Origin of the sequence: Actinomadura atramentaria DSM 43919 (assembly GCF_000381885.1) — a bacterium.
Classification (GTDB): domain Bacteria; phylum Actinomycetota; class Actinomycetes; order Streptosporangiales; family Streptosporangiaceae; genus Spirillospora; species Spirillospora atramentaria.
Genome location: NZ_KB907209.1, coordinates 669,081 through 683,133, shown reverse-complemented (window position 1 = coordinate 683,133; position 14,053 = coordinate 669,081). Strand labels below are relative to the sequence as shown.

General features: G+C 73.5%; 10 protein-coding genes. All 10 read right to left on the bottom strand.

The features are described from left to right. Position 1: 1 nt before the first annotated feature. On the bottom strand, positions 2-1,117 hold the full coding sequence (proB, locus tag G339_RS0107150; protein ID WP_205625491.1) for a glutamate 5-kinase: 1,116 nt from the start codon (positions 1,115-1,117) through the stop codon (positions 2-4). 28 nt (positions 1,118-1,145) lie between these two features. Then, positions 1,146-2,546 carry a GTPase ObgE gene (gene obgE, locus G339_RS0107145; protein WP_033322358.1) on the bottom strand — a complete coding sequence of 467 codons (1,401 nt, stop codon included), beginning with the start codon at positions 2,544-2,546 and terminating at the stop codon, positions 1,146-1,148. 96 nt (positions 2,547-2,642) lie between these two features. Continuing rightward, complete coding sequence (rpmA, locus tag G339_RS0107140; protein WP_019630387.1) at positions 2,643-2,897, bottom strand: 50S ribosomal protein L27; 255 nt, start codon at positions 2,895-2,897, stop codon at positions 2,643-2,645. 12 nt (positions 2,898-2,909) lie between these two features. Then, on the bottom strand, positions 2,910-3,221 hold the full coding sequence (gene rplU / locus G339_RS0107135; protein ID WP_019630386.1) for a 50S ribosomal protein L21: 312 nt from the start codon (positions 3,219-3,221) through the stop codon (positions 2,910-2,912). A 497-nt stretch (positions 3,222-3,718) separates the two neighbouring features. Next, complete coding sequence (locus G339_RS0107130; RefSeq protein ID WP_019630385.1) at positions 3,719-6,751, bottom strand: Rne/Rng family ribonuclease; 3,033 nt, start codon at positions 6,749-6,751, stop codon at positions 3,719-3,721. Between the two features lie 198 nt (positions 6,752-6,949). Next, positions 6,950-7,795: a TIGR03936 family radical SAM-associated protein gene (locus tag G339_RS32885; RefSeq protein WP_019630384.1), complete on the bottom strand. Its 846-nt coding sequence runs from the start codon at positions 7,793-7,795 to the stop codon at positions 6,950-6,952. 361 nt (positions 7,796-8,156) lie between these two features. After that, a complete protein-coding gene (locus G339_RS0107120; RefSeq protein ID WP_019630383.1) occupies positions 8,157-10,130 on the bottom strand; it encodes a TIGR03960 family B12-binding radical SAM protein in 1,974 nt (657 codons plus the stop codon). 64 nt (positions 10,131-10,194) lie between these two features. After that, entirely contained in the window at positions 10,195-11,379 is a 1,185-nt protein-coding gene (gene rodA / locus G339_RS0107115) for a rod shape-determining protein RodA (RefSeq protein ID WP_019630382.1), read from the bottom strand. Continuing rightward, positions 11,376-13,454, bottom strand: a complete 2,079-nt coding sequence (gene mrdA, locus G339_RS0107110; protein WP_019630381.1) for a penicillin-binding protein 2 — start codon at positions 13,452-13,454, stop codon at positions 11,376-11,378. Before mrdA ends, rodA begins: the two co-directional genes overlap by 4 nt. Beyond that, entirely contained in the window at positions 13,451-14,053 is a 603-nt protein-coding gene (gene mreD, locus G339_RS0107105) for a rod shape-determining protein MreD (protein WP_019630380.1), read from the bottom strand. The genes mrdA and mreD overlap by 4 nt, the downstream gene beginning before the upstream one ends.

Below are 14,053 nucleotides of genomic sequence, written 5' to 3'. Positions count from 1 at the left end.
GTCAGTCGTCGGCGAGGATCACCATGCGGTCGCGGTGGATGATCTCGCGCTCGTACTCGGGGCCCAGCTCGCGGGCCAGCCAGCGGGTGGAGCGGCCCATCAGGTCCGGGATCTCCGCCGCGTCGTAGTTGACGAGGCCGCGCGCGACGACCCGGCCGTCGCCGTCGCACAGGTCCACCGGGTCGCCCGCCGCGAAGTCGCCGCGCACGCCCGTCACCCCGGCGGGCAGCAGCGACGTGCGGCGGCGCACCACCGCCTCGACCGCGCCCGCGTCCAGCAGGACGCGGCCGTGCCCGGTCGTGGCGTGCGCGAGCCACAGGTGGCGGCCCGACATCAGCCGCGGCGACTCGGGGTGGAAGTAGGTGCCGATCGGCTCGCCCGCCAGCGCCCGCTCGGCCGACGCCGCGTCGGTCAGCACCACCGGGACGCCCGCGATCCGCGCCGCCTCCACCTTGGTGATCATCCCGCCGGTGCCGACGCGGCCGGACGCGCCCAGCTCGATGCCCGCCAGGTCCTGCGGGCCGTGGACCTCCTCGACGCGCCGCGCGCCCGGCCGCCGCGGGTCGCCGGTGTAGAGCGCGTCGACGTCCGACAGCAGGATCAGCGCGTCCGCGCGGGTCAGGTGCGCGACGAGCGCGGCGAGCCGGTCGTTGTCGCCGAACCGGATCTCGTCCGTCGCGACCGTGTCGTTCTCGTTGACGATCGGGACGATCCCGAACTCCAGCAACTGCGCCAACGTCCGCTGCGCGTTGCGGTGGTGGGAACGGCGCATCATGTCGTCGGCGGTCAGCAGCACCTGCCCGACCGTCAGCCCGTGCCGGGCGAACGCGGCCGTGTACTGCGCGAACAGCAGGCCCTGCCCGACACTCGCCGCCGCCTGCTGGGTGGCCAGGTCGCGCGGGCGGCGGGCCAGCCCGAGCGGGCCGAGGCCCGCCGCGATGGCCCCCGACGACACGAACACGATCTCGGTCCCGGCGGCGCGGCGGGCCGCCAGGACGTCCACGAGCGCGTCGATCCGCGCCACGTCGATGGTCCCGGCGGTGGTCGTCAGCGACGACGACCCCGCCTTCACCACCAGGCTCCGGGCCTTCTCGATCTCCGAACGGCGAGTGCTCACGATCGTCACCTCGGGGGTTGCGGGCGGGTCAGCGGCGGCCGTCGAGTCTCCGGTCGGTGCCGCGCGGCCCCGGCAGGCTCTCGCCCGCCGCGATCTCGGGTTCCCAGTCGAACACGACCGCGTCGTCGGGGGTGCCGATGAGGACGGTCGCCCCGGACTCCGCGCCCGCCGCGGCCAGCTTGTCCTCCACGCCGAGCCGGGCGAGCCGGTCCGCGAGGTAGCCGACGGCCTCCTCGTTGGCGAAGTCGGTCTGGCGCAGCCAGCGCACCGGCTTCTCGCCGGTGATCAGGTAGGTGTTGTCGCCCATCGGCTTGACGGCGAAGTCCGCGCCGCCCGCGACCGGCGTCGGCCGCAGCACGATCCGGGTCGGCTCGGCGGGCGGCAGCGACGCCCGGTGCTCCGCGACCATCTCCGCCATCGCGAACGCCAGCTCGCGCAGGCCCTCGTGGCTGGCCGCCGACACCTCGAACACGCGCAGGCCGCGCTTCTCGAACTCGGGGCGGACCATGTCGGCCAGCTCGCGGGCGTCGGGGACGTCCACCTTGTTGAGGACGACGAGCCGCGGCCGGTCCGACAGCGGCCGGTCGCCCAGCGCCCGGTCGTAGGCGCGCAGCTCGTTCTCGATCGTCTCGAAGTCGGTGACGGGGTCGCGGCCCGGCTCGGGCGTCGCGCAGTCCACGACGTGCGCCAGCGTGGACGACCGCTCGATGTGCCGCAGGAACGCAAGGCCCAGGCCCCGGCCCTCGCTGGCGCCCTCGATCAGGCCCGGCACGTCCGCGACCGTGAACGTCTCGTCGCCCGCGCTGACCACCCCGAGGTTCGGGACGAGCGTCGTGAACGGATAGTCCGCGATCTTCGGCTTGGCCGCCGACAGCGCCGCGATCAGCGACGACTTGCCCGCGCTCGGGAACCCGACCAGCGCGACGTCCGCGACGCTCTTCAGCTCCAGCACGATGTCGCGCTCGTCGCCGGGCTCCCCCAGCAGCGCGAACCCCGGCGCCTTGCGCTTCGCCGACGCCAGCGCGGCGTTGCCGAGCCCGCCCCGGCCGCCCTCCGCGACGACGAACCGGGTGCCCTCCCCGACCAGGTCCGCCAGGACCTCGCCGCCGGGGGTCTTCACCACGGTGCCGTCCGGGACGGTCAGCACGATGTCGCCGCCGTCCGCGCCCGTCCGGTGCCCGCCCTGCCCCTGCTTGCCGTTCGGCGCGCGGCGGTGCGGGCGGCGGTGGTACTCCAGCAGGCTCGCCGCGCCGGTGTCCACGACGAGGACGACGTCGCCGCCGCGCCCGCCGTTCGCCCCGTCCGGCCCGCCGAGCGGCTTGAACTTCTCACGGTGGACCGACGCGCAGCCGTTGCCGCCGTTGCCCGCGACGACGTGCAGCACCACCCGGTCCACGAACTGCGCGCCAGACCCGGCTCCTGCGGCCACGGCCCCTCCTCGGCTCGTCGTTGCCCTGCCGGAAGACAGAGCAAGGGGCGGACCGGTACGGTCCGCCCCTTTCAAGAAAGCTTCTCGATCCGCGGACTATTCCGCCGGGACGATGCTCACCGCGTTACGGCCACGGTAGCGCCGGAACTGCACCGCGCCCGCGACCAGCGCGAACAATGTGTCGTCGCCGCCACGGCCCACACCCGGTCCGGGGTGGAAGTGGGTGCCGCGCTGCCGGACGATGATCTCGCCCGCGTTGACCTGCTGGCCACCGAAGCGCTTGACACCGAGGCGCTGCGCATTCGAGTCACGACCGTTACGGCTGGACGATGCGCCCTTCTTGTGTGCCATTGCCCCGCTCCCTTACTTCCCGGAGATGCCGGTGATCTTGATCTCGGTGTACGGCTGACGGTGACCCATCCGCCGCTTGTAACCGGTCTTGTTCCGGTAGTGCATGATGTTGATCTTCGGGCCCTTGACGGCGCCGACGATCTCGGCGGTCACCTCGTAGTTCGCGAGGTCGGCCGCCTTGCTGACGACGTTGTCGCCGTCGACGACCAGCAGCGCCTGCAGCTTCAGCGCGTCACCGGGCTCACCGGTCAGCTTGTCGACGGTGAGGACGTCGCCCTCGGCGACCTTCTCCTGCCTGCCGCCTGCGCGGACAATCGCGTACACCGCGGAAACCTCTCGTCTGCGCGCGCTTCCGGATCGAACCGGTCCCACGCGTGGTCGAAACCAGCCCTCGGCTGAGGGCCTACCCCCGGATCGCGCCGGAGGCGGCACACCGGCGGAGGACTCCACCGGCGCTCTCTGCTGGACCCGCCGAAGACGGCGGAGACGCACCCCTGCGGACCGCGCCAGCGGCCCGGCGGATGACTGGACGGCGCGCCTACGACGCACCGACATCCGAGAATACAGTACTAATCGCATCCCCGGACCAGCCGCTCGCCCGGCGGTCGTGTTCACTGCAGCCCTGCCCGACGCGCTCGCATAGGGCCTGCCTCAGCCACACCGCGAGTGCGTTACCTGGCCGCTGAAGCGAGCCGGAGGCGAGCTTCGGCGGCCAGATCGCGAAGCGATGCCGCCGGGAGGCTCGCCTTCGGCGTCGCCTCCCGGCGGCAGGTCACGCACTCGCGCTGTGGTCGGGGTCCTTGTACGGACCCCGCGTGCTGCTACTCGGCCGCGACCGTCTCCTCCGCCGCCTGTTCGGCGGGGGCGTCGTCGGTCGCCGCGGTCTTCGCGGTGCGGGTGCGGCGGGTTCGGCGGCGGCGGGCCGGGGCTTCCTCCTCCGGCTCCGGCTCGGCCTCGCCCGTGTCGCTGCCCGTGTCGCTGCCCGTGTCGGTCTCGTCCAGGTCCGCGTCGATGGGCTCGTCCGCCGTCAGGGCGCCCGGGGCGGCCGACGACGACTCGGCGGCGGCCTCCTCGGCCTCCACCACGGCCTGCGGGTCGGTCTCCTCCGACTCGTCCTCGGCCGCCGCGCGGGACTTCGCCGACTCCTGCCGCGCGAGCTTGTCCTCGACGGCCTTCTCGACCTCGCCCTTGCGCTTGCGGCGGCGGCCGTTCTCCTTGCCCGCGGACTTCCCGCCGTCCTTCCCGCCGCCGCCGGACTCCACCGGCGTGAGGTGGACGTGGATGCCCCGCCCGTTGCAGCAGTCGCAGGTCTCCGAGAACGCCTCCAGCAGCCCCTGCCCGACCCGCTTGCGCGTCATCTGGACGAGGCCGAGCGACGTCACCTCGGCGACCTGGTGCTTGGTGCGGTCCCGCGACAGGCACTCCACGAGCCGCCGCAGCACCAGGTCCCGGTTGCTCTCCAGCACCATGTCGATGAAGTCGACGACGATGATCCCGCCGATGTCGCGCAGCCGGAGCTGGCGGACGATCTCCTCCGCCGCCTCCAGGTTGTTGCGGGTGACGGTCTCCTCCAGGTTCCCGCCCTGCCCGGTGAACTTGCCGGTGTTGACGTCGATGACCGTCATCGCCTCGGTGCGGTCGATGACCAGCGACCCGCCGCTCGGCAGCCACACCTTGCGCTCCAGCGCCTTGGCGATCTGCTCGTCCACCCGGTACTCGGCGAACGCGTCGCCCGCGCCCGCCCAGCGCTCCACCCGGTCCTCCAGGTGGGGCGCGACGTAGTGGACGTACTCCGAGACGGTCTCCCACGCCTCGGGCCCCGCCACGACGAGCTTGGAGAAGTCCTCGTTGAAGATGTCGCGGATGACGCGGACCGTCAGGTCCGGCTCGCCGTGCAGCAGCGACGGCGCGGACGCCGTCCTCATCTTCTTGCGGATGCTCTCCCACTGCGCCGACAGGCGCGAGACGTCCCGCTCCAGCTCCTCCTCGGTGGCCCCCTCGGCGGCCGTCCGGACGATCACCCCGGCGTTCTCCGGCATGATCTTCTTGAGGATCTGCTTGAGGCGGCTGCGCTCCTTGTCGGGCAGCTTGCGGCTGATGCCGGTCATCGAGCCGTCCGGCACGTACACCAGGTACCGGCCGGGCAGCGAGATCTGGCTGGTCAGCCGCGCGCCCTTGTGGCCGAGCGGGTCCTTGGTGACCTGCACCAGCACCGACTGGCCGGACTTCAGCGCGACCTCGATGCGGCGCGGCTGGCCCTCCAGGCCGGACGCGTCCCAGTTGACCTCGCCCGCGTACAGCACCGCGTTGCGGCCCTTGCCGATGTCGACGAACGCCGCCTCCATCGACGGCAGCACGTTCTGCACCTTGCCGAGGTACACGTTGCCGACGTAGGACTGGCTGGTCGCCCGGTTGACGTAGTGCTCGACGAGGACGTCGTCCTCCAGCACCGCGATCTGCGTGCGCTCGCCCTCCTGCCGGACGACCATCGTGCGCTCGACGGACTCGCGGCGGGCCAGGAACTCGGCCTCGGTGATCACCGGCGGGCGGCGGCGGCCCTGCTCGCGGCCCTCGCGGCGGCGCTGCTTCTTGGCCTCCAGCCGGGTGGAGCCGCGCACGGACTGGACCTCGTCCTCGACGGCGCGCGCGTCGCGGACGTGGACGACGGTGTTCGGCGGGTCGTCGACGACGCCGTCCTCGGCCCCGCCCGCGCGGCGGCGGCGACGGCGGCGACGGCGACTGCCGCCGGCCTCCTCGTCCGCCTCGTCGGCCTCGGCCTCGGCGCGCGTCTCCTGCGCCGCCTTCGACTCCTTGGCGCCCTTCGGCTCCTTGGCCTCCTTGGGCTCCTTCTTCGCCGCGCGCGCGGGCTTCTCGGCCTTGTCGGCCTTCTCGGCGCGCTCCTGGCGGTCGGCCTTCTCGGGCTTGTCGGCGGCCTCGTCGGCCGCGCCGTCCTCGGCGCCCTCGCGGCCGCCCTTGCCGCGGCCCCGGCCGCCGCGCCGCCGCCTGCGGCGGGTCGGGCGGTCGCCGGACTCGTCGTCCTCGGCGAGCTCGTCGGCCTCGTCGGCGGCCTCTTCGGCCTCCTCCACGACGGCCGCCTCGCGCTCGGTGCGCGGGGTGGACGGCGCGGGCTGCGGCGGCTGGAAGACCACCATCGGCGGCTGGAACGCGATCGACGGGACTCCGCCCGCGTTCTCCTCGTCCTCTTCCTCGTCCGCGGCCTCGGCGGCGGGGACGGGCGGCGGCGAGAACGCCGGTGCGGGCGGCACCTCCGGCGGCGGACCGGCGGGCGCGGTGGCGCGGCGGGTCCGGGCGCGGGTGCGGGTGACGGGCGTGACGCGCGCCTCGGCGGCCCCGCCCTCGGGCGTCTCGGCGGTCTCGGCGGTCTCAGCGGTCTCCGTGACCTCGGCGGTCTCGGCGGGCGGCTCGGCCGCGGCGGCGCGGCGGCGCGACCGGCTCCGCCCGGCGGGCGCGGCGGCCTCGTCGGGCGCGGGCGCCTCGGCGGGTTCGGCGGCGACCCCGGCGGGCGGCTCCTCGACCGGCTCGACCTTCTTGCGGGTCCGCGTCGTGCGCGTGACCTTGGGCTTGGTGGCGGTGGTGCGCGCGGTGGTCCGCTCCACGGTCTTGGCCGCGGCGCGGGTCGTCTTGCGCGCGGGCTCCAGCGCGGGCTCCAGCACGGGCTCCCCGCCCGTCGCGGCCTCGCCGCCGGTCGCGGCGGCCGCCGCGGGGGACGGGGCCTCCTCGACCTCCGGCGGTGGACCGGCGGGCCTGCTGGCCGCCCGGCGCGTCGTGCGGGCGGGCTTCTTCACCTGCGCGGTGCCGCCTGCGGCAGCCGATTCGGCGTCGTTCTCAAGCATCCGGGCAATCTCCCGTCAGGTTCCCGGGCGCGACCGCGCCGACCCGCCGGTCAGGGCGGGACGTGCGGTGCGCCGCGCGGGAACTCTCCTCAGTTCTCGGTGCCGGTGCGCCCGGACGGTCGTCCGGGCGCACCGACGAAGTCGTCGGGGGCGCGCCCGCCGCATACCGCCCGTCCCGTGCGCGGCACGGGACGGGCCCTACGCGAGGGCGCCGGCGGCATCCGTGCCCACGGCCGGCGGGCGAAGGGCGGCCGCGGCCGCCGAGCCGGCGTCGTCGCCGGTCGGCCGCGCGGTCTCCCGATCGGGTCCGAGCGGATCCGTGGGGCCACCGGTGGCAGCGTCCAGAGGCCCCTGCGCCAGCCTGGTCACCAACGGCGGTGACGGCGGCGCGAGGTCGGCGACCTGGCGCAGTCCGGTGAGGATGTCGTCGGGTCGTACGGCAGGAGTGGTATGCCGGACAACCATGCGAAGTATCGCACAAGGGGCATCCGCCGCCTCCGAGGCGCGCCGGTCCACTTCGCAGCGGGACACGGCGGACCTGGCGTCGAAACGGCGCCGACCCTTCTTGGTGAGGCGTTCGACCTCGACCGTTTCGGCGGCCAGGAAGGCCGCGACGGCCGCCCGCGCTGCGTCGGCCGCGACGCCGTCGAGCCGGACGCGCCACTCCGACGCCTCCAGCCGGTCGGCGAGGGCGCTCGCCCGGCCCGACCCCGGCGGCACGGCCACGGCGTCCAGGACGTCCAGGCCGTCCGGCAGGGCCGCGTCGAGCTCGGCGCGGACCCGGTCGGGGTCGCGGGGCTCGGTGAGCCCGATTTCGAGGTACTCCGCCTCGCTGGCCACTCCGGTGGCGGCCGCACCCGTGTACGAGATCTTCGGGTGCGGGGTGAACCCCGCGCTGTGCGCGACAGGAATCCCGGCGCGCCGCACGGCGCGTTCCACGGCCCGGGAGATGTCGCGGTGGCTCGTGAAGCGCAGCCTGCCCCGCTTGGCGTAGCGGATGCGGAGACGCTGCGTCACGGGGGCCGGTGCGGGGCCCTCCGGCATCGGTGCCAGGGCTTCGTCCTTCCTACTCGCTCGCGATGGCCGTCCGCCGCCATGACGGACGACTCTCCCCCTAGGGTACGGCTCCCGGAGCCGCCCTCGACCGCCGCGCCGCACCAGAAGATCGTCGAGAACACGAAAACCCTTGCACCGCAAGGCCTTTTCGCGTTTTCACAACACCCTCCCCCAAAGGGGGACACGGCGTCCGCACGGCCGCGAGCCGCCAGGCGAGCGGCCGGGCGGACGCAGCGCGAAGGGCCGCACCGCAGCGGAACGCCGCACCGCAGCGAGCGCCAGCGAGCGAGGATGCGGCGCTCCGCGCCGCGGGGGGCCGTGGGGGTCCGCCCTCACAGTGACGCGCGCGCTAGCGGAGCGAGGACGCGTCGCTTCGCGCCGCGGGGGGCGTGGGGGGTCGTCCCCCCACAGTGAGAGGAAGCAGTTTCCGGCCCGTCGGGCCGATCTGGATCTCCGTGCCCATCGTCGGGCAGACGCCGCAGTCGTAGCAGGGCGTCCAGCGGCAGTCGTCGACCTCGGTCTCGTCCAGGGCGTCGCGCCAGTCCTGCCAGAGCCATTCGCGGTCGAGGCCGGCGTCGAGGTGGTCCCAGGGCAGGACCTCGACCTCGTCGCGCTCGCGGACGGTGTACCAGGCGAGGTCGACGGGCTCGTCGGCGAGGGCCTTGTCGGCGCAGGCGACCCAGCGGTCGTAGGAGAAGTGCTCGGTCCAGCCGTCGAACCGGCCGCCGTCCGCCCAGACCTCGCGGATGACGCGGCCGACGCGGCGGTCGCCGCGCGACAGCAGGCCCTCGATGACGGACGGCTGCCCGTCGTGGTAGCGCAGCCCGATGGAGCGGCCGTACTCCTTGTCGGCGCGCAGGGCGTCCTTGAGGGCGCGCAGCCGCCGGTCGACGGTCTCGTGGTCGCACTGCGCGGCCCACTGGAACGGGGTGTGCGGCTTGGGCACGAACCCGCCGATGGAGACGGTGCAGCGGATGTCGCGGCGGCCGGTGGCCTCGCGGCCGGCCTGGACGACGCGGCGGGCCATCCCGGCGATGGCGAGGACGTCCTCGTCCTCCTCGGTGGGCAGCCCGCACATGAAGTACAGCTTGACCTGCCGCCAGCCGTTCTCGTAGGCGGTGGTGACGGTGCGGATGAGGTCGTCCTCGGAGACCATCTTGTTGATGACGCGGCGCATCCGCTCCGAGCCGCCCTCGGGCGCGAACGTCAGCCCGGACCGCCGCCCGCCGCGCGAGAACTCGTTGGCGAGCGTGATGTTGAACGCGTCGACGCGGGTGGACGGCAGCGACAGCGAGGTGTTGGTGCCCTCGTAGCGGTCCGCGAGGCCCTTGGCGACGTCGCCGATCTCGCTGTGGTCGGCGCTGGACAGGCTGAGCAGCCCGACCTCCTGGAACCCCGACTGCTTGAGCCCCTGCTCGACCATGTCGCCGATGGTGGTGATCGACCGCTCCCGCACCGGGCGGGTGATCATCCCGGCCTGGCAGAACCGGCAGCCGCGCGTGCAGCCGCGGAAGATCTCGACGCTGAACCGCTCGTGGACGGTCTCGGCCAGCGGGACCAGCGGCTTCTTGGGGTACGGCCACTGGTCGAGGTCCATGACGGTGTGCTTCTCGACGCGCCAGGGGACGCCGTGCCGGTTCGGCGCGACGCGCTGGATGCGCCCGTCCGGCAGGTAGGTGACGTCGTAGAACTTCGGCACGTACACGCCGCCGGAGCGGGCGAGGCGCAGCAGCAGCTCGTCGCGGCCGCCGGGCTCGCCCTCGTCCTTCCACTCGCGGACGACCTCGGTGATGGCGAGGGCGATCTCCTCGCCGTCGCCGAGGACGGCGGCGTCGATGAAGTCCGCGATGGGCTCGGGGTTGAACGCGGCGTGCCCGCCCGCGAGGACGATCGGGTGCTCGTCGGTCCGGTCGGCGGCGTCCAGCGGGATACCGGCGAGGTCGAGCGCGGTGAGCAGGTTCGTGTAGCCGAGTTCGGTGGAGAACGAGACGCCGAAGACGTCGAACGCGGCGACGGGCCGGTGCCCGTCCACAGTGAACTGCGGGATGCCGTTCTCCCGCATCACGGCCTCCATGTCGGGCCACACCGAGTAGGTGCGCTCCGCGAGGACGCCGTCGCGCTCGTTGAGGATCTCGTAGAGGATCTGGACGCCCTGGTTCGGCAGGCCGACCTCGTAGGCGTCGGGGTACATCAGCGCCCAGCGGACGCGGGCGGCGTCCCACTCCTTGACCTCGGAGTTCAACTCCCCGCCGACGTACTGAATCGGCTTCTGCACGCGCGGGAGCAGCGGCTCCAGTCGCGGGAAGATCGACTCGATCGGCATGGTGGCGTTCCTCCGGGTCTTCGGGGATGGACGCATCAGGCTACCGCCCGGAAGGCGCGGCGGCTCAGTCGAACGTGCGGCGGCGCAGATGGACGGCCTGGAGCAGCCCGAGCGCGATGAAGTTCGCGAACGTCGCGGACCCGCCGTAGGACACGAACGGCAGCGGCAGCCCGGTGATCGGCATGATCCCGAGCGTCATCCCGATGTTCTCGAACGACTGGAACGCCAGCCAGCACACGACGCCGGTCGCGACGAGCGTGCCGAACAGGTCCGCCGCCTGGGAGGCGGTGCGCAGCCCGCGCCACAGGATCACGCCGAGCAGGACGACGATCAGCGCCCCGCCGATGAACCCCAGTTCCTCGCCCGCGACGGTGAAGATGAAGTCGGTCTGCTGCTCGGGGACGAAGTGCCCGCCGGTCTGCTGCCCGTGGAACAGCCCGCGCCCGGTGACGCCGCCGGACCCGACCGCGATCCGCGCCTGCTGCGCGTTGTAGCCCGCGCCGAGCGGGTCGACGTGCGGGTCCATGAACGCCGTGAACCGGTCGATCTGGTACTGCTTGAGCAGCCCGAAGAACCAGACGCAGAACCCGGCGGCCAGCCCGCCGCCGACGAGCCCGGCCATCCACCGCTTGCGCGCGCCCGACACCGCGAGCATCCCGAGGACGACGGCGGCGAACACCAGCGTCGTCCCGAGGTCGGGCTGGAGCATGATCAGCGCGGCGGGCACCCCGGCGAGCGCGAGCGCCATGAGGATGTCGCGGCGGCCGGGCCCGACCTCGCCGTCGCGGGGCTCGCCGAGGATCATCGCGAGCAGCACGACGAGGCCGACCTTGGCGAACTCCGAGGGCTGGACCTGGAACCCGCCGCCGATGATGATCCACGAGTGGGAGCCGTTGACGGTGGAGCCGAGCGGCGTCAGCACCGCGAGCAGCCCGAGGCACGCGACGGCGAACAGGATCGGGACGTAGGCCCGCACGAGCCGGTAGTCCAGCACGGTGAACAGCCCGCACAGCGCGATGCCGATCGCGAGGTTCAGCAGGTGGCGGTCGAGGAACGAGTTCGGGTCCTGGCCCTGTTCGAGCAGCAGCCGGTGGGTCGCGGACCGGACGAGCAGCGCGCCGAGCACCGACAGCGCGCTCACCGAGAGCAGCATCGTCCAGTCCAGGCGGCGCAGCGCGGACGCCCGGCGCCGCCAGCGCGCGACGTCGCGGTCCCGGTAGCCGCCGAGCGGCGTCGTCCGGGCGGTCACGGCGCGGTCCCGGCGCCGTCGTCGGCGGGCTTGGGCAGCGCCTCGGGCAGCTTGCCGTCCTTGAGCGCGGGCTTGTTGCCGTTCAGCCCGTACATGGACTCCCAGATCCGCCGGACGGCGGGCGCGGCCGCCTGGGCGCCCTGGCCGCCCTGCGACACCATGACGACGACGACGAACCGCGGGTTCTTCACCGGGGCGAAGGACGCGAACCAGGACGTGTCGTCCTTTCCGTAGACCTCGGCGGTGCCGGTCTTCCCGGCGACCTGCACCTTCTTGTCGTCGAACCCGCTGAACGCCCCGGCCGCCGTACCGGACTTGACGACGCCCGCCAGCCCGCTCCGGATGTAGGCGAGGACTTTCGGGCTGACCGGCAGCTTCGGCGCGGGCGGGGCGCCGATCTTCTGGACGCGCGACCCGTCCGGCTGGACGATCGCCGTCCCGACGCGCGGCACGACGAGCTTCCCGCCGTTGGCGACGGCCGCGAACGCGCGCGCGACCTGGAGCGGCGTGGCCAGCACGTCGCCCTGCCCGACCGACAGGTTCGCCGCGTCGCCCGCGCGCCAGGCGTAGCCCTGCGCGCAGTTCTCCGCCGCGATGGCCTTGAGGTAGGCGGCGCGCGTCGGGTCGGTCTTGGCGATCTCCGGGTAGCCCTGCTTGGCGCCCTTGCAGTCGGCCTTCTTGGTGGCGTTCCAGTACGCGCGCTTCCACGAGCGGTCGGGGATGCGGCCCGCGACCTCGCTGGGCAGGTCCACCCCCGTCTTGCTGCCGAACCCGTAGTGGCGGGCCATCGCGACCATCGGGTCGGACGGGTGCTTCTTCGGGTGCGTGCCGCCGTCGCGCAGCCACTGCTCGTACGCGAACTTGTAGAAGATCGTGTCGCACGAGACGACGAGCGCCTGGTGCAGGTTCATGTTCCCGTGCTCTTCGCCCTCGAAGTTGGTGAAGGCGCGGCTGCCGACCTTGTACGAGCCGGGGCACGGGTAGGTGCCGTTGAGGTCGTAGCCGTCGTTGACGGCGGCGGCGACCGACGAGATCTTGAACGTCGAGCCGGGCGCGTACTGGCCCTGGATCGCGCGGGAGATGAGCGGCTGCCCCTCCTTCTTGCCGAGCAGCGCGTCGTACTGCTGCTGGGAGATCCCGCCCGTCCAGATGCTCGGGTCGTAGGTGGGGTAGCTGGCGAGCGCCGCGATGTGCCCGTTGGTCACGTCCATGACGACGGCGGACGCGGCGTCGGCCTTGCGGCCCTGCGACCGCGCGCTCTCCACGGCGTCCTTGATGGCCTTCTCCGCCGACGCCTGGATCTGCGAGTTGATGCTGGTGACGAGGTTGCCCCCGGGCACCGGCGGCTTCTCCTTGGCGGTGCCGGTGACGCGGCCCTGGCTGTCGACCAGGACGGTCCGCTCCCCCGGCGTGCCGCGCAGCTCCTCGTCGTAGCTGGCCTCCAGCCCGTCACGGCCGATGAGGTCCGCGCCCGCGTAGCCGGTGACCTTGAGGTCCTTCTTCCGGTCCAGCTCGGCCTGGGTGATCGGCTGCAGGTAGCCGATGACCTGCGCGGCCCCCGCCCCGGACGGCCGCGGGTACTCGCGGACGGCCTGCATCTGCGCGGTGACGCCGGGGAAGTCCTCCTGGCGCTCGACGATCTGCAGGGCGCGCCGGTCGTCCACGTGGTCGTCCACGGGGATCGGCTGGTACGGCGAGCCGGGCCAGCACGGGCGCGGGACGCTCGGCCCGCACAGCCGGACGCGGTTCCGCAGCGTGCCCACGTCGGTGCCGAGCACCTTGGCGAGCCGCGCGAGGACGGCCGCGCCGTGGTCCTTCTGCCGCATCAGCGTCGTGCGGTCCACCGACACGACGAGCGCCGTGCGGTTGCGGACGAGCGGGCGGCCGGTGTCGTCCAGGATCATGCCGCGCACGGCCGGGACGACGATGTCGCGGGTGCGGTTGTCGGCCGCGACCTGCCGGTAGTGCGCGCCCTGGAGGACCTGCATCGTCCACAGGCGGCCCATCAGGACCAGCAGCAGCGCGCCGACCAGCACGTACAGGACGACGAGCCGGAAGTGGGTCCGGGAGTTCACAGCCCGGTCCCCCGGCTCGACATCGCCCGGTACTTGGCGGCCGGAAGCGTGAACCGGTCGTGCCGCGCGCCCTTGTCGGCGCGCTCGTAGCGGCGCGTGACGCGCAGCACGGCCCACACGACGAACGGGCTCGCGACGACGTCGTAGAACACCTGGAGCGGCACCATCCGCGCGACGATCGTCCAGCTCGCGCGCGGGTCGCCCAGCAGCATCCCGGTGATCGCGTACAGCAGCGTCCCGGCGAGCGCGCCCACGGCGACGGCGACGAACGGCACGACGGACCGCCGGTCCATCTCCGTCGCCGCCATCCCGCACAGGTAGCCGATGAGGCAGTACACCAGCGCGTACCGGCCGATCGTGTGGTCCGCGGGCGGGATGATGTCGGACGCCAGGCCCGCGCAGAACCCGACGACGACGCCCGTCAGCGACCCGTACACCAGCGCCAGCGCGACGACGGTCAGCAGCACCAGGTCGGGCGTGACGCCGCCGGGCAGCGGCAGCCGGTTCGCGACCGACACCTGCAGGACCAGCGCGACCACCAGGACCAGCGCCGCCGTGAGGTGGCGGCCCGTCGCGCTCGGTTCGGGTGCGTTCAGCAC

Excerpts from the sequence above, each read along its gene's own strand:
- rpmA (WP_019630387.1), bottom strand. The coding sequence starts at position 2,897 with ATGGCACACAAGAAGGGCGCATCGTCCAGCCGTAACGGTCGTGACTCG.
- G339_RS0107130 (WP_019630385.1), bottom strand. The coding sequence starts at position 6,751 with ATGCTTGAGAACGACGCCGAATCGGCTGCCGCAGGCGGCACCGCGCAG.
- G339_RS32885 (WP_019630384.1), bottom strand. The coding sequence starts at position 7,795 with ATGCCGGAGGGCCCCGCACCGGCCCCCGTGACGCAGCGTCTCCGCATC.
- G339_RS0107120 (WP_019630383.1), bottom strand. The coding sequence starts at position 10,130 with ATGCCGATCGAGTCGATCTTCCCGCGACTGGAGCCGCTGCTCCCGCGC.